This window comes from Streptomyces sp. NPDC005752 (assembly GCF_040630715.1).
In the GTDB taxonomy this organism is placed as follows: domain Bacteria; phylum Actinomycetota; class Actinomycetes; order Streptomycetales; family Streptomycetaceae; genus Streptomyces.
Genome location: NZ_JBEXYB010000062.1, coordinates 1 through 17,937, shown reverse-complemented (window position 1 = coordinate 17,937; position 17,937 = coordinate 1). Strand labels below are relative to the sequence as shown.

The following is a 17,937-nucleotide window of genomic DNA, read 5'->3' as shown; positions in this document are numbered from 1 at the left end:
ATCAGGAATCGCCGTTGCCCAGAGCCATTTGGATCAGGCTCTCGGCGTCCATCTCGTCGATCGAGTCGTTGTCGTCACCCGCGGGCGGGGAAGCCTGCGCTCCGCCGTGTTCGTCCGCGAGCGTCATCAAGGTGTCCAGCAGTCCGGCTGCCCTGAGCCGGTCCAGCGGCACGGTGGCCAGTGCACTGCGCACCACGGCCTCGTCCACGTCGCCGTACGCGGCGGAGCCCTCACCACCGGCCCGGCCGTCCTCCGGAAGCAGCTTGCCCCGGAGGTAGGTGATGAGGGCGGCGGGCGTGGGGTGGTCGAAGACCAGCGCGGCCGGCAGCCGCAGGCCGGTCGCCTCCGCGAGCTGGTTGCGCAGCTCCACTGCGGTCAGCGAGTCGAATCCGAGGTTGCGGAAGGCCCGGTCGGGGCGTACCGCGTTCGGTGTGTCGAGCCGCAGCACGGTGGCCGCCCGCTCCTGCACGAGTTCCAGCAGCAGATGATCCTGCTCCGGTCCCGAGAGGTCCAGCATGCGCTGGGTCAGCGCATCGGCCGTGCCCGCGCCGTCGGGCTCCGCGGTCTCTTCGGGGCTCGTGAGCGCGGCCCTCACTTCGGGCAGGCCGCCGATGAGCGGGCTCTGCCGCAGGGTCGTGAACGCCGTGGCGAACCGCGGCCAGTCCACGTCCACCGTGACGATCGGCGCTTCGTCGTGCTCGATCGCGCGCTGGAGCGCGGCGACCGCCAGGCCGGGCTCCATCGGCGCCAGCCCGAGCCTGGTCAGCTGCTCACCGGTGTCGCCTGCGGCCATTCCGCTGTCCGCCCACTGTCCCCAGGCCACCGACGTGGCCGACCAGCCCTGGGCGCGGCGACGGATCGCCAGCGCGTCGAGTGCAGCGTTCGCGGTCGCGTACGCGGCCTGGCGCGCACTGCCCCAGACCCCTGCGATCGACGAGAACATGACGAACGCGTCCAGCGTTCCGCCGAGGAGTTCGTCCAGGTGGGCGGCGCCGGCCGTCTTACCGGAGAGCACCTCGGCGAACGCAGCCGGCTCGGTGTCGGCCAGAGCGACGCTGTCGCTGATCCCGGCGGTGTGGATGACGCTGCGGACGGGGCTGCCCTCCTGACTGAGCCGTTCGACCAGCTCGGCCACCTGAGCCCGGTCGGAGACGTCGCAGGCGACAACGGAGACCTTGGTGCCCAGAGCAGTCAGCTCTGCCTCGAGTTCTGCCGCGCCCGGCGCGGCAATGCCGCGACGGCTGGTGAGGACGAGCCGCTCCGCGCCCCGCCCGGCCAGCCACCTGGCCACATGCCCGCCCAGGGCACCCGTACCTCCCGTGATCAGCACGGTGCCTTCGGCGTTCCAGGGGGTGGCGGAGTCCGCTCCGTTCAGGGGGGCCCGCACCAACCGGCGGCCGAAGACGCCCGCCGGGCGCACAGCTACCTGATCCTCACCGGCCGCGTCGGACAGGATGCCGCACAGGCTGTCGGTGATACGTGTGTCGACCCCTTCGGCCGGCAGGTCGATCAGGCCGCCCCAGTTGCCGGGCCGTTCCAGTCCGACGACCCGCCCCATCCCCCACACCTGCGCCTGGGCGACGCTGACGGTGCGGTCGGTGGAATCGCTGACCTGCACGGCCCCCTTGGTGGCGCACCAGAGGGGTGCCTGGACCTCCACGGCGTCGAGCGCCTGCACCAGAGCCAGTGTCGATGTCACGGCGGAGGGCACCGCAGCGTGTACGGGGTCAGGGGTTTCGTCGGCCCCGAGGAACGACAGCACGCCGGCCACCTCGCTGTCGCCCAGGTCGAGGAGTTGGCGGATGCTCCCGGCGAGCGCGTCCCGGTCGGATTCGCCCGCAGGCACCACCAAGGCCGATACTCGCGCCCCGTTCTGCGTCAGAGCCGCGTCACAGGCAAGGACCGTCGCGTCATCGCGCAGCGCCTCCGGGATCAACACGATCCACTGTCCGGAAAGGCTCGGGGACTTCGCCTTGGCCAGCGGGGTCCAGTCGATGCGATAGCGCCAGCCGTCGATCGTGGACCCGTTGCGGCGTTCACGTCGCCAGGCCGCGAGTGCGGGCAGGACCGTCTGCAGGGCCGCCTCGCTCTGCGTCCCTCCGAGGGTGCGCATGAGGGCGTCCAGGTTCTCGCCCTCGACGGCGTCCCAGAACTGGGCGTCGACCGGGTCCACGACACCCACAGCCGGGGCGGCCAGGGCTTCCGGCCAGTAATGCCGCCGCTGGAAGGCATAGGTCGGCAAATCGACATGCGCGGGAACCTGACCGCCGAACAAGGTCTTCCAGTCGAGCTCGACGCCGTTGACGTGTGCCTCGGCCAGCGACGTCATGAAGCGCCGGGCCTCGTCCTCGTCCCGCCGCAACGTCCCCAACGCCACCGCGTCACTACCGGCCGCCTCGAACGTCTCCTGCAGACCGAGCTGAAGCACCGGATGCGGACTGACCTCCACGAACACACGATGCCCCGCGTCCAGCAGAGCCCTCGTCGTCTCCTCCAGACGCACCGTCCGGCGCAGGTTGGTGTACCAGTACTCACCGTCCATCCCCGCCGTGTCCAGCAACTCACCCGTCACCGTCGAATACAACGGCACCTCCGACGTACGCGGAGACAGATCCGCCAGCACCTCCAACAGCCGGTCATGGATGCGTTCCACGTGCGCACTGTGCGAGGCGTAGTCCACATCGATGCGCTTGCAACGAACCTCATCCGCCTTGCACGCAAGCAGCAGCTCGTCCAGCGCGTCACCGTCACCACTGACGACCACCGACGACGGACCGTTCACCGCCGCGACCGAAAGCCGGCCCTCCCACTTGACCAGCCGCTCACGAAGCAGCTCCACCGGCTCCGCGACGGACACCATGCCGCCCAGACCCGACAGCTCCACGATCGCCCGGCTGCGCAACGCCACCACCCGCGCACCGTCCTCCAAGGACAGCCCACCCGCCACACACGCCGCAGCGATCTCACCCTGCGAATGCCCCAACACCGCAGCAGGCACCACACCAGCAGCACGCCACACCTCAGCCAACGACACCATCACCGCCCACAACACCGGCTGCACCACATCAACCCGGCCAAACCCAGGAGCACCCGACTCACCACGCAACACATCCAACAACGACCAGTCCGTATGCACCGACAACGCCGCCGCACACTCCCGCATCCGCTCCCCGAACACATCCGAGGACTCCATCAACCCCGCAGCCATACCCACCCACTGCGACCCCTGCCCCGGAAACACGAACACCGGACGCACCACACCATCAGCGACACCCCGCACCACACCCGGCCCCGACCGCCCCTCCACCAGGGCGCCCAGAGCCGAACCGAGCTCATCGGCACCTGCGGCCACGACCACCGCACGGTGCTCGAAGCGCGACCGTCCCATCGCCAGCGCGTGCGCGAGATCCCGCACCGGAACACCCGGCGTGCCCGCCAACGACTCCGCCAGACGCGCCGCCTGGTCCCGCAACGCCCCATCCGACTTCCCGGACAGCACGAACGGCAACACGACATCGGCCGGAAGCCCGGCCCCCACGACAACTTCGTCGTCCGGCGCCTGCTCAAGAATGACGTGCGCGTTCGTACCACTGATCCCGAACGACGACACCGCCGCCCGCCTGGCCTCGCCCGACTCCGGCCACGCCACCGACTCCGTCAGCAACTCCACCGCACCCGCCGACCAGTCCACCTGAGGTGTCGGCGCGTCGACGTGCAGGGTCTGAGGCAGGACACCGTGCCGCATCGCGAGAACCATCTTGATGATCCCGGCGACACCCGCCGCAGCCTGTGTGTGACCGATGTTCGACTTGATGGACCCGAGCAGCAGCGGCCGATCCTTCGCACGCTCCTGCCCGTACGTCGCCAACAGCGCCTGCGCCTCGATCGGGTCACCCAGCTTGGTACCGGTCCCGTGCGCCTCCACCGCATCCACCTGCGAAGCCGACAGACCGGCATTGGCCAGAGCCTGCCGGATCACCCGCTGCTGCGACGGACCGTTCGGCGCCGTCAGACCGTTCGACGCACCATCCTGATTCACCGCCGAGCCACGTACGACCGCCAGCACCCTGTGCCCGTTGCGCCGCGCGTCCGACAACCGCTCCACCAGCAGCATGCCGACACCCTCGCCCCAGCCGGTGCCGTCGGCACCGGCCGCGAAGGACTTGCAGCGGCCGTCCACCGCGAGAGCTCGCTGGCGGGAGAACTCGACGAACGTGCCAGGGGTAGCCATCACCGTCACACCGCCGGCCAGAGCCATCGAGCACTCACCCGACCGCAACGCCTGAATCGCCCAGTGCAACGCCACCAACGACGACGAACACGCCGTATCCACCGTCACCGCAGGACCCTCCAGGCCCAAGGTGTACGACACCCGCCCCGAAGCGACACTTCCCGCGGTGCCCGTGGTGAGGTGCCCTTCGAGGCTCTCGGCGGACGCTGCGGCGTACGCCGCGAAGTCGTGGTACATGAGGCCTGCGAAGACGCCGGTCCTGCTGCCACGCAGGGAGGCGGGATCGATGTCCGCCGACTCCACCGCTTCCCATGAGGCCTCCAGGAGCAGCCTCTGCTGCGGGTCCATCGCCACCGCCTCGCGCGGCGAGATCCCGAAGAACTCCGCGTCGAAGTGTGTGGCGTCGTGCAGGAACCCGCCCTCGCGGGTGTACGACGTACCGGGCCTGTCCGGGTCCGGGTCGAACAGCCCGTCCACGTCCCAGCCCCGGTCGGCCGGGATGCCCGTGACCGCGTCACCGGCGGTGGAGAGCAGGTGCCACAGGTCCTTCGGCCCGGACACTCCGCCGGGGTAGCGGCAGCTCATACCGATGATCACGATCGGATCGTCCGCAATTGTACCGGTCGTTCCGGCAGCCGCGGTCGGCTCACTGTGCGTACCGAGGATCTCCGCCCGAATGTAGTCCGCCAGCGTCGCGGGGGTCGGATAGTCGAAGACGAGGGTCGCCGGCAGCCGTAGTCCCATGACCGCGTTGAGCCGGTTACGCAGATCCACAGCGGTCAGCGAGTCGAAGCCCAGATCGGTGAACGCCTGCCGAGGCTTGATCGCCTCGCTCGAGCCGTGGCCCAGGGTGGAGGCGACTTCGATGCGTACGAGTTCGAGGACGCGCGCCTCCTGTTCGGCCGGCTCCAGTCCGAGAAGGGTGCGCGCGAAGGACTGCGCACGGTCGGTGCCGGTGTCGGCCTGCCGTCGGTTCGACACCCGGACAAGACCCCGCAGCATCAGCGGAGCCATCTCCGGACGCAGTCGTAGAGCGGCCGTATCCACCCGGATGGGTACCAGCGCAGCCTCACCGGGCAACGCGCTTGCCATGTCGAGCAGTTCGAGTCCCTGCGCCGAGGACAACGGAAGCAGACCACCCCGGGCCATCCGCCGCAGATCATCCGCACCGAGCTGACCCGTCATCTCACTCGACTGAGCCCACAGACCCCAGGCCAGCGACTGCCCCGCAAGCCCTTCCGCCCGCCGCACCTCCGCCAGCGCGTCGAGGAACGCGTTCGCCGCGGCGTAGTTCGCCTGACCCGCACCACCGAACACACCCGCCGCCGACGAGAACAACGTGAACATCGACAAACCCATGCCACACGTCAACTCGTGCAGATTCCACGCCGCATCGACCTTCGGCCGCAACACCGCAGCAAGCCGCTCCGGCGTCAACGACGACACCACACCGTCGTCCAGCACACCCGCCGTATGCACCACACCCATCAACGGATGCTCAGCAGCGACACCGTCCAGCACCACGGCCAACGCGGCACGATCCGCCACATCACACGCCACGAAACCAGCCCGCGCACCCAGATCCTCCAACTCCGCGACAAGACCAGCCGCCCCCGGGGCATCCCCACCCCTACGGCTCACCAGCAACAGATGCCGAACCCCACGCTCCACCACCAGATGACGCGCCACCAACCCACCCAGCACACCACTGGCACCCGTCACCAACACCGTGCCCACAGAGTTGGAGTCGGCATCCGGAGCACTCCCACCACCAACAGACACCCGCGCCAACCTCGGCACGAACACCTCACCACCACGCACCGCCACCTGCGGCTCACCCGAAGCCACCACAGCCGACAGAACCGACTCATCGACCCCCTCGACATCGACCAGCACGAACCGACCCGGATTCTCCGTCTCAGCCGCACGCACCAGACCCCAGACAGCAGCCTGCGCCGGATCCGGCACAGCGCCGACGCCACAAGCCACAGCCCCTGAAGTCATCACCACCAGGCGGGCATCGGCGCATCGCTCATCTGCGAGCCACTTCTGCGTCAACTCCATTGCCTGACGCGCGATCTCGTGAGCCCGGGACGCCGCGTCGACGCATTCGTGGCCCGCGTCCGCGAATGACACCGCCATCGCGTCCGGTGCCGCGTCCAGGGAGGCAAGGTCGGCGTAGCGGGCGACTGCGGGGAGGGCATCGGAGGAATCCGTCGGCATCACGGAGCCCATCGGCTTCGCCGCCCACTCGACCCGGAACATCGCGTCACCGAGTGCATACTCCGAAGGTTTCAGCTGTTCCGGCCTGATGGGCCGGAGTGCGAGCGTCTCGACGGAGGCGACCGGGCATCCCGTTCCGTCGGCCAGCAGCAAGGAGACTCCCGACCGCGCGCGCCGGATCCGGACCCTCAGCGCACGCGCGCCGACCGCGCCGAGCGAGACCCCGCTCCAGGCGAACGGCAGCTCGACGGCGCCCGGTTCGCCTCCGGCGTCACGGGGTGTCGACCAGCCCAGCGCGTGCAGGGCGGCGTCCAGCAGAGCGGGGTGAACCCCGAAGCCCTCGACGTCCGCCTCTTCCGGCAGGGACACCTCCGCGTACACGTCGTCGCCTTGCCGCCACGCAGCCCGAAGCCCTTGGAACAAGGGTCCGTATCCGTAGCCGGCCTCGGCGAGCGACTCGTAGAGGGTGTCCACGGCGAGCCTCCGGGCACCGGTCGGCGGCCACTCGCCCAGACTGTCCGCAGCCGGCACTTCCCCGCACGTCGCCGTGCCGGATGCGTGCAGGGTCCAGACGTCCTCCGGTGCTCCGGCAGGTGCCGCGTGGATGCGTACGGTGCTGCGGCCCGACCGGTCCGGCAGGGTCACCGTCACCTGGATCACGACCGCGCCCGCGTCCGGGACGACCAGCGGTGCCTCGATCGTGAGCTCGTCCAGCAGCTCACAGCCGACCTGGTCGACGGCGTGCAGAGCCAGGTCGACGAAGGCCGTTCCCGGAAGCAGAACCGAGCCCAGAACGACGTGATCGGCGAGCCAGGGGTGTGTGTCGACCGACAACCTGCCCGTCAGCACCACACCGTCGGAGTCGGCCAGCCGGATCGCCCCGGAGAGCAGGGCGTGCCCTCCGGGCTGGATTCCGGTCGCCGAGATGTCGTGGACCTGTCCGGCGGCTGACTTGAGCCAGTAGTGCTGACGCTGGAAGGGGTACGTCGGCAGGTCGACACGCTGGGCGTCGGCACCCTCGAACAGGACCCGCCAGTCGAGCTCGGCTCCGTGCGCATGGGCCTCGGCCAGCGACGTCATGAGACGCCGGGCCTCGTCCTCGTCCCGCCGCAACGTCCCCAACGCCACCGCATCACTACCGACGGCGGCGAACGTCTCCTGCAGACCCATGGTGAGCACCGGGTGCGGGCTGACCTCGACGAACACACCGTGCCCCGAAGTCAGCAGCGCCCGGGTCGTCTTCTCCAGCAGGACGGTCCGGCGCAGGTTGGTGTACCAGTACTCGCCGTCCATCCCCGCCGTGTCCAGCAACTCACCCGTCACCGTCGAATACAACGGCACCTCCGACGTACGCGGAGACAGATCCGCCAGCACCTCCAGCAACCGGTCATGGATGCGTTCCACGTGCGCGCTGTGCGACGCGTAATCCACATCGATGCGCTTGCAACGCACCTCATCCGCCTTGCACGCAAGAAGCAACTCCTCCAGGGCGTCACCGTCACCGCTGACGACCACCGAGGACGGACCGTTCACCGCCGCGACCGAAAGCCGGCCCTCCCACGCGACCAGCCGCTCACGAAGCAGCTCCACCGGCTCCGCGACGGACACCATGCCGCCCAGACCCGACAGCTCCACGATCGCGCGGCTCCGCAACGCCACCACCCGCGCACCGTCCTCCAAGGACAGCCCACCCGCCACACACGCAGCAGCGATCTCACCCTGCGAATGCCCCATCACCGCAGCAGGCACCACACCAGCAGCACGCCACACCTCGGCCAACGACACCATCACCGCCCACAACACCGGCTGCACCACATCAACCCGACCGAAACCAGGAGCACCCGGCTCACCACGCAACACATCCAGCAACGACCAGTCCGTATGCACCGACAACGCCGCCGCACACTCCCGCATCCGCTCCCCGAACACGACCGAGGACTCCATCAGCCCCGCAGCCATACCCACCCACTGCGACCCCTGCCCCGGAAACACGAACACCGGACGCACCACACCATCAGCGACACCCCGCACCACACCCGGCCCCGACCGCCCCTCCACCAGGGCCTCCAGGCCCGACCTGAGCTCCTCGGTATCGCCGGCAACCAGTACCGCACGATGCGTGAACCTCGTACGGGTGGTGGCCAACGACCAAGCGGCGTCCCCCAGGGCGAGACCGGGCTCCCGGTCCAGCAGACCGGCCAGCAGGGCCGCCTGCTCCGCCACGGCGTCGGGCGACTTCCCGGACAGTACGAACGGCAGCACCGCATCGGCCGGAAGTCCGGCCCCCACAGCAGTTTCGTCGTCCGGCGCCTGCTCAAGAATGACGTGCGCGTTCGTACCACTGATCCCGAACGACGACACACCCGCCCGGCGCGGCTCGTCCTTCTCCGGCCACGCCACCGGCCGGGTCAGGAGCTCAACAGCTCCCGCGGACCAGTCGACTTGGGAGGAAGGCTTGTCGAGGTGCAGGGTCCGGGGAAGCACACCGTGCCGCATCGCCATCACCATCTTGATGACGCCGGCCACACCTGCGGCAGCCTGTGCGTGGCCGATGTTCGACTTCAGCGAGCCCAGGAAGAGCGGACGGTCGGCCGGCCGGCCCTGCCCGTACGTCGCCAGCAGTGCCTGCGCCTCGATCGGGTCGCCCAGCCGGGTCCCCGTGCCGTGTGCCTCCACGGCGTCGACCTGTGCCGGCGAGACACCGGCATTGGCCAGGGCCTGGCGGATGACCCGCTGCTGCGAGGGACCGTTCGGCGCCGTCAGACCGTTCGACGCACCGTCCTGGTTGACCGCCGAGCCCCGCACCACCGCCAGGACCTGATGGCCGTTGCGCCGAGCGTCCGAGAGCCGTTCGAGGAGCAGCAGGCCCACACCCTCGGACCACGCGGTGCCGTCGGCGTCGTCGGAGAAGGCCTTGCAGCGGGCGTTCACGGCGAGGCCGCCGTGCCCGCCGAACTCGGCGAAGATTCCTTCGTCGGCCATGATCATGGCGCCACCCGCCAGTGCCATGGAGCATTCGCCCGACCGCAGCGCCTGCATGGCCAGGTGCAGCGCCACCAGCGAGGAGGAGCACGCCGTGTCGACCGACACGGCGGGTCCTTCCAGGCCGAAGGTGTACGCCACCCGCCCGGAGACGACGCTGCCTGCGGTTCCGGTCAGTACGTGTCCGGCGACGCCCTCGGGGAGTTGGGCGAGCGATGTGGCGTATCCGGTGGAGGACGTACCGGCGAAGACGCCGGTACGACTGCCGCGTACGGATGCGGGAGCGATGCCTGCCCGCTCGAACGCCTCCCAGGCCGCCTCGAGCAGCAGCCGCTGCTGCGGATCCATCGCCAGCGCCTCACGCGGTGAGATCCCGAAGAAGGCGGCGTCGAACTCGCCCGCGTCGTGGACGAACCCGCCTTCGTGGGGCAGGTCGGAGCCGTCGTCGGGCGACGGCAGCCGCCAGCCCCGGTCGGTGGGGAAGCCGGAGATCCCGTCGGTGCCGGTGGCGACAAGGTCCCAGAGGTCCTCGGGGGAGTTGACGCCGCCGGGGTAGCGGCAGCTCATGGCCACGATCGCGACCGGCTCGTCGGTGTCCGCCGCTCCGGCCCGTACGGCGGATTCGGCGGATGCGGGTGATCCGGGGGTCTCGACCAGCACGCTGTGCAGGTGGGCGGCCATCAGGGCCGGGGTCGGGTAGTCGAAGATCAGCGATGCGGGAAGCCGTAGTCCGGTCGCCGCACCCAGGCGGTTGCGCAGCTCGACGGCGGTGAGCGAGTCGAAGCCGAGCTCCTTGAACGCCCGGCCGGGGCGTACGGCGTCCGCGTCCGAGTGTCCGAGAACAGCGGCGGCTCGGGCACTGACGAGTTCCACGAGCGTCTGTGTCTGCTCCGACTCGTCCAGTCCCCTCAGCCGCTCGGTGAGCGTGGAGGCCTCGACGGCCGCCGAAGCCACGCTGCGCCTGTTGGACCTGCGTCCGCCGAGTCCCAGCCCCTTGAACAGGGACGGCTCATCCGCCCTGCCGCGCAGGAAGGTCGCGTCCAGCTTCACCGGTACGACCACGGCTTCGTCGACGGCGAGTGCGGCGTCGAACAGAGCCACACCCTCCTGCGCCGACAGCGTGAACAGTCCGCCCCTGGTGCTGCGGCCCGCGCTCGCCCCGCGGAGCCGGTCGATCATGCCACCGGCCTGTTCCCACGGGCCCCAGGCGAGGGAAGTCGCCGCGAGACCCTGCCTCCGTCTGGCCTGGGCCAGCGAGTCGAGGAAGACGTTCGCGGCCGCGTAGTTCCCTTGGCCCGGCGCTCCCAGCAGTCCGGAGGTGGAGGAGAACAGTGCGAACACCGAGAGGTCCAGATCCCGGGTCAGCCGGTGCAGATGCCAGGCTGCATCCGCCTTGGGCCCCATGACCGCGTCCAGGCGGTCGTCGGTGAGTGAGGAGATGATGCCGTCGTCGAGCACACCCGCGGCATGGACCACGGCGGTCAGCGGGTGCGCGTCGTCGATGGACGCGAGGAGGCCGGCGAGTGCCTCGGCGTCGGAGACGTCGCATGCGGCCAGAGTGACAGTGGTGGCGCCGAGTTCGGTCAGTTCGGCGGCGAGCTCCTGCGCGCCCGGCGCGTCAGGCCCGCCCCTTCCCGCCAGCACCAGGTGCCGGGCGCCGTGCGTGGCGACCAGATGCCGGGCGAGTACACCGCCGAGCGATCCGGTGCCGCCGGTGAGCAGCACGGTGCCGTCGCGGTCGAGCGGCTGCGGAACGGTGAGCACCACCTTTCCGATGTGGCGGGCCTGGCTGAGGAAGCGGAATGCCTCCGCTGCGCGGCGGACGTCCCAGGTCCGCACCGGAAGCGGACGCAGCGCCCCGCTTTCGAACAGCGCGACCACCTCGGCCAGCATCCGGCCGATCCGCTCGGGCCCGGCCTGGATGACGTCGAACGCCTGGTAGGTGACCCCGGGGTGGGCCTGCGCGACCGCGTCGGGGTCGCGCACGTCCGCCTTGCCCATCTCCACGAACCGTCCACCACGGGGAAGCAGGCGCAGCGAGGCGTCCACGAACGGCCCGGCGAGGGAGTCCAGGACCACGTCGACGCCCCGTCCGTCGGTGACGGCGCGGAACTGCTCCTCGAACTCCAGCGTCCGCGAGGAGGCGATGTGCTCGTCGTGCAGTCCGAGTTCCCTCAGCGTGTCCCACTTGACCGGACCGGCCGTCCCGAACACCTCGGCGCCGAGGTGGCGCGCCAGCTGTGTGGCCGCCATGCCCACCCCGCCAGCCGCCGCGTGCACGAGGACCGATTCGCCGGGCTGGACCGCGGCCAGGTCGACCAGACCGTAGTACGCGGTGAGGAACACGATGGGCACCGAGGCGGCCTCGGTGAACGACCAACCGTCGGGAATCCTCGCGACCATGCGGTGATCGGTCACCGCGGTGGGGCCGAAGCCTCCGCTCAGCAGGCCCATCACACGGTCGCCGGGGACGACCCCGGTCACGTCGGGGCCGGTCTCCAGCACGACACCGGCGCCCTCGATGCCCATCGTGGCGTGCCCCGGGTACATGTCGAGGGCGATCAGGACGTCACGGAAGTTGAGCCCCGCGGCACGCACGGCCACGCGTATCTGGCCGGATCCGAGCTCGTTGCACGCTTCCGGGTGGGGCAGCAGCCGCAGCCCGTCGAGCGTCCCCTTGCTCACGCTGTCGAGTCGCCAGGCCGTGCCGTCCACCGGCGGGAGCAGTGTGCCGTCCTGCCCGGAACGTACGAAGCGGAGTGCGTGGAGCGCTCCGTCACGTAGGGCCAGCTGCGGCTCGCCGCTGTCGATCGCGCGGCGTACGACGCTGACGTCGGGTCCGGTCGTCCCGTCCAGGTCCAGCAGGACGAACCGCTGCGGGTTCTCCGACTGCGCCGACCGCACCAAGCCCCACACCGGGGCGGCGGACAGGTCGGCGGCGGCACGCGTGTCGCCGCCCGTGTCGACCGCGCCTCGGGTGACGACGACCAGCCTGGCCTCGTCGAGGCGCGGTTCGGCCAGCCATTCCTGCAGGAGCCCGAGCGTACGGTGCGCGGTGCGGTGAGCGGCTTCGAGGACGTCGGCACCGTCAGCCGCGCCGTCGGTGGCGTCGACCAGTACGACGTCCGGTGCGGCGACTCCCGCGTCGAGGGCTGCGCTCAACGCGGTCAGGTCCGCGTACGCATCGCAGGCGTCGAGGCCGGGGCCGGCCCCTTCAGCTGTCAGTACGGCCCACGCGTGCTCCCCGTCAACCGGCTCCGGGGAGGGCGCGTCCTGGGCGATCTGGACCCAGCTCAGCTGGAACATCGAGTCCGCGGTGGCACGACGTCGGTCGTCGAACTGCTCGGCGGACACCTGGCGAAGCGTCAATGCCTCTATTCGTGCGACGAGTTGTCCGGAGGCATCGGCCAGGACGAGCGACATCGTGTTGTCGCGCCCCGTGGACGCGATCCGCATCCGCAGCGTCGTGGACCCGGTGGCGCGGAGAAATACCCCGTTCCATGAGAACGGCAGCCAGCCGCGTCGTTCGTGGCTCGCAGGGTCCTCCGGCCCGGCGTCGCCCAGCAGACCACCTGTCGCGAGGGAGTGGAGTGCGGAGTCCAACAGCGCTGGGTGCACACCGAATCCGGCGACATCGAGGCCGGTCACGGCCACTTCGGCGAAGACCTCCTCACCACGGCGCCAGACCCGCTGCAGCCCCTGGAAGGCCGGACCGTAGCCGAAGCCCTGGTCAGCGAGTCGTTCGTACAGCCCTTCGACACCGATCTCGGTCGCGTCGCGGGGCGGCCAGGCTCGCAGGGAGTCACGCACCGAGGATTCGGCGGCGGACTCGACGGACTCGTCCGCCGGGGCGAGCAGGCCGGCGGCGTGCTGCGTCCAGTCGTTCTCCTCGCCGTCGGCCTCCCCCGGGCGCGAGTGCACGCTGATGGGCCTGCGTCCGTCGGCCTCGGGAGTGCCCACCACGACCTGCAGTTGGACACCCTCGGACTCGTGGAGCACCAGTGGGGCCTGCAGGGTCAGCTCGTCCACCAGTTCGCAGCCGACGTGATCGCCCGCGTGGAGGGCCAGATCGACGAAGGCCGTGCCGGGGAGCAGCACCGAACCCATGACGGCGTGGTCGGCGAGCCAGGGCTGTGTCTGGAGCGACAGACGCCCCGTGAACAGGAACTCATCGGTGTGAGCCAGGCCGACCACGGCGGCGAGGAGCGGGTGATCGCCGGTGCGCATTCCGAGCCCGGCAACGTCTCCGGTCCGGTGCCAGGTGTTCTTCGGCCAGTAGCGCTGCCGCTGGAAGGCGTAGGTCGGCAGCTCGATGCGACGGGCGCCGGTTCCGGCGAAGTACGCCGCCCAGTCGACGGCCGATCCGCGTACGTGGAGTTCGGCCAGCGCGGTGACGAGCGTCGTCGCCTCGTTGCGGTCCTTGCGCAGAACCGGGACGAAGGTCGCCTCCTCGACGCAGTCCTGCCCCATCGCGGACAGCACACCGTCCGGGCCCAGTTCCAGGAACGTAGTCACACCCTGGTCCAGAAGAGCCTGCATCCCGTCCCCGAAGCGCACCGCCTCGCGGACATGGCCCACCCAGTAGTCCGCCGAGCAGATCTCCTCGCCCGACACCAGCAGGCCGGACACGTTCGAGACCACAGAGATCTGCGGGGACTGGAAGGTCAGACTCTCCGCGACCGTGCGGAACTCCTCCAGCATCGCGTCCATACGGGTCGAGTGGAACGCGTGACTGACACGAAGCCGCTTCGTCTTACGGTCCTGCGCCTCGAAGTGGCCGGCGATCGCGAGGACAGCGTCCTCGTCACCGGAGATCACCGTGGCGGAAGGCCCGTTGAGCGCGGCGATCGATACACCATCGGTCAGCAGCGGCAGGACCTCGTCCTCCGACGCCTGGAGCGACACCATCGCCCCACCCGCCGGCAACGCCTGCATGAGACGGCCACGAGCCGCCACCAGCTTCGCCGCATCCTCCAGCGACAGCACACCCGCCACGTGCGCGGCCGACAGCTCACCGATGGAGTGCCCCAGCAGATAGTCCGGCTTCACACCCCACGCCGACACCAGACGGAACAACGCCACTTCGAGCGCGAACAGCCCGGCTTGGGTGAACTGCGTCTGATCCAGCCGCTCACCACCCTCGAACACCACATCCCGGATCGGCTGCTCCAGATGACGGTCCAGCTCCGCACACACCGCGTCGAACGCATCCGCGAACACCGGATACGCCTCGTACAACTCACGACCCATACCCGACCGCTGCGCACCCTGACCCGAGAACAGCACGGCGATCGGATTGTGGTCGACTGACATGGCGGTGACCGCGCCGGCAGCCTGCGGATCGTCGGCGAGTGCCGCCACCTGGCGAAGAAGGCTTTCCCCGTCGGCGCCGATGAGTACCGCCCGGTGGTCCATCGCGGTCCGGGCCGTGGCGAGGGAGTACCCGTAGTCGACGGCGTCGTGGGCCGTTTCGTGCTGGGCCAGCAGGCGAGCAGCCTGCTCGGCGAGCGCCGGCGCGGACCTCGCGGACAGGACCCATGGAACGACCGGGAGCACAGCGGTCGACGCCGACAGTCGCTCGTCCGCTTCCTGGGCCTGCTCCAGGATGACGTGTGCGTTGGTTCCGCTCATTCCGAACGAGGAGACGCCCGCCCGCCGCGGATGTCCCGTCTCGGGCCAGGCCACCGACTCGGTGAGGAGCTCCACGCCTCCCGACCACTCCACGTGGGATGAGGGCTTGTCGACGTGCAGGGTCTGCGGCAGCACACCGTGCCGCATCGCCATCACCATTTTGATCACGCCGGCCACACCGGCGGCCCCGGCGGTGTGACCGATGTTCGACTTCAGTGATCCCAGCCGCAGCGGCCGGTGCTCAGGGCGATCCTGACCGTAGGTCGCCAGCAGGGACTGGGCCTCGATCGGGTCGCCGAGCCGGGTACCCGTGCCATGGGCCTCCACCGCGTCCACGTCGGCCGGGGAAAGCCCGGCGTCGGCCAGCGCCTGCCGGATCACCCGCTGCTGCGACGGCCCGTGGGGGACGGTGAGACCACTGCTCGCGCCGTCCTGGTTGATCGCGGAGCCGCGGATGACGGCAAGGACCTGGTGGCCGTTGCGGCGCGCGTCCGAGAGCCGCTCGACCAGCAACATGCCGATGCCTTCGCCCCAGCCGGTGCCGTCAGCCGCCTCGGCGAACGCCTTGCACCGGCCGTCGGACGCAAGACCACGCTGCCGGGAGAACTCCAGGAAGGCACCAGGAGTGGACATCACCGACGCCCCACCCACCAGCGCCATGGAGCACTCCCCCCGGCGCAACGCCTGGGCGGCCCAGTGCAGGGCCACCAGCGACGACGAGCACGCCGTGTCGACGGTCGCTGCGGGCCCCTGGAGACCGAGGGCATAAGCGATGCGGCCGGACATGACGCTCGCGGAGTTGCCGATGGCGAGGTAACCACCCAGCTCCGCCGTGTCGTTGTGCAGCAAGCCGGCGTAATCCTGGGCGTTGGAGCCGACGAAGACACCGGTACTGCTGCCGTGCAGCGAGGCCGGGTCGATACCCGCCCGCTCCAGCGCCTCCCAGGCCGTTTCGAGGAGCAGGCGCTGCTGCGGATCCATCGCCAGCGCTTCACGCGGCGAGATCCCGAAGAACTCGGCATCGAAGTCCCCGACGGAGGTCAGGAAGCCGCCCTGGTCGGCGTAGGTCGTGCCGGGATGGTCCGGGTCGGGGTGGTAGAGCCCTTCCGCGTCCCAGCCCCGGTCCGTCGGGAAGCCCGTGATCGCGTCCGACCCGTCTGCGACCAATTGCCACAGTTGCTCGGGCGAGCGGACATCGCCGGGAAACCGACAGCTCATGCCGACGATGGCGATCGGCTCCTGGGCCTCGGTCTCGACCTCGTGGAGCCGCTGCTTCGTCTGCCGAAGCTCAGCGGTCATCCACTTCAGGTGATCCAGGAGTTTCTCTTCACTCGCCATCGGAAACAGCACCGCCCCTTGAGAAAGCCATGATTTGCACGCGCGTCAACAACTGCCGTTCAGGACTTGCCGAATTCGCGTTGGATGAGGTCGAACATCTCGTCCGACGTGGCCGCGTCGAGCGCGGGGTCCACCTCGGCGGTCGTCGGCGTGGGTGTGTCCGACGGCGTGACAGCCGCCGACGGTACGCCCCACGCCGTCAACAGGCTTCGGAGCCTCTCGGTGATGTCGTCCCGGTCGACATCCGTGGTGGACAACCCGGACAGCATGCGCTCCAACTCGGTGATGGCCGAGGTGACCGGGGCCGCCGCCGACATGTCCTGTGCGAGCTCCGAGCGCAGGTGCTCCGCCAACGCCGCGGACGAGGTGAAGTCGAAGAGGAGCGTGGTCGGTAGGCGGAGACCGGTGTGGGACGCCAGTCGGTTGCGTACCTCGACAGCCATGAGCGAGTCGAATCCCAGCTCGACGAAGCCCCGCCGGGGCTTCACGGCGTCGGACGACTCATGCCCCAGCACTCGCGCCGCCTCGCCCCGTACGAGCTCGAGCACGATGCGGTGCCGCTCCGGCTCTGTGGCTGAGGACAGCCGCTTCCGCAGAAGCATCGCAGCGTCGCCGGGGCCGGCGTCCTCCTCCTCATCGGGTTGCGTCAGCGCCGCTCGTACGTCGGAGAGTTCACTGAGAAGCGGGCTGGGGCGGCGGGCGGTGAAGGCGGGAGCGAAGCGTTCCCAGTCCACGTCGGCAACCGTGAGGGTCGTCTCGTCCTCGGCGAGCGCCTGGTGCAGCTCGGTGATCGCCTGGGCAGGAGCCAGCGCGACGAGTCCGTGCCGGTGCAGGTCCTCGGTCGTGCCATCCGCCATTCCGCCCTCTGCCCAGGGGCCCCAGGCGATCGAGGTGGCGGTCAGCCCACGGGCCCGTCGGCTCTCGGCCAGGCCGTCGAGGTGCGCGTTGGCCGCCGCGTAAGCGGCTTGACCTCCACTGCCCCAGACGGCACTGATCGAGGAGAACAACACGAACGCATCGAGCGGCCGGTCACCGAAGACCGCATCCAGATTGTCCGCACCCGTCACCTTCGCACGGAGCACCTCCGTGAACTCATCAGCGGTCATACCCACCAGGCCGGTCATCTGACCGACACCGGCCGCGTGGAACACGGAACGCACCGGACCGCCGACAGCCTCAACCTCGGCCACCAGCCCAGCCAGAGCATGACGATCACTCACGTCACACGCAGCGACCACCACCTCCGCACCCAGACCCTCGAGCTCCCCCACCAACTCCACCGGAGCCGAACCACCACGACTCACCAACACCACACGGCCGGCACCCTCACCCACCACCCACCGAGCCACATGCCCACCCAACGCACCCGAACCACCCGTCACCAACACCGTCCCACCCACCACCACACCGGACGACACCCCAGAACCCGTCCCCGGTGCACGCACCACACGACGCCCGAACACACCCGAACCCCGCACCGCAACCTGATCCTCACCACCCCCACCAGCCAGAACCCCACACAACCGGCCCAG

1 protein-coding gene and 1 pseudogene are annotated in these 17,937 nt (G+C 69.8%); both read right to left on the bottom strand.

Translation table 11 applies throughout. The features are described 5' to 3' along the window. Window position 1: 1 nt before the first annotated feature. Window positions 2-16,366: pseudogene (locus ABZ441_RS32320) on the bottom strand (type I polyketide synthase); the annotation flags it as partial. Between the two features lie 98 nt (window positions 16,367-16,464). After that, the gene (locus tag ABZ441_RS32315) at window positions 16,465-17,787 is read right to left on the bottom strand and encodes an SDR family NAD(P)-dependent oxidoreductase (RefSeq protein ID WP_358980764.1); all 1,323 of its coding nucleotides are present in this window, start codon (window positions 17,785-17,787) and stop codon (window positions 16,465-16,467) included. Between the last annotated feature and the right edge of the window lie 150 nt (window positions 17,788-17,937).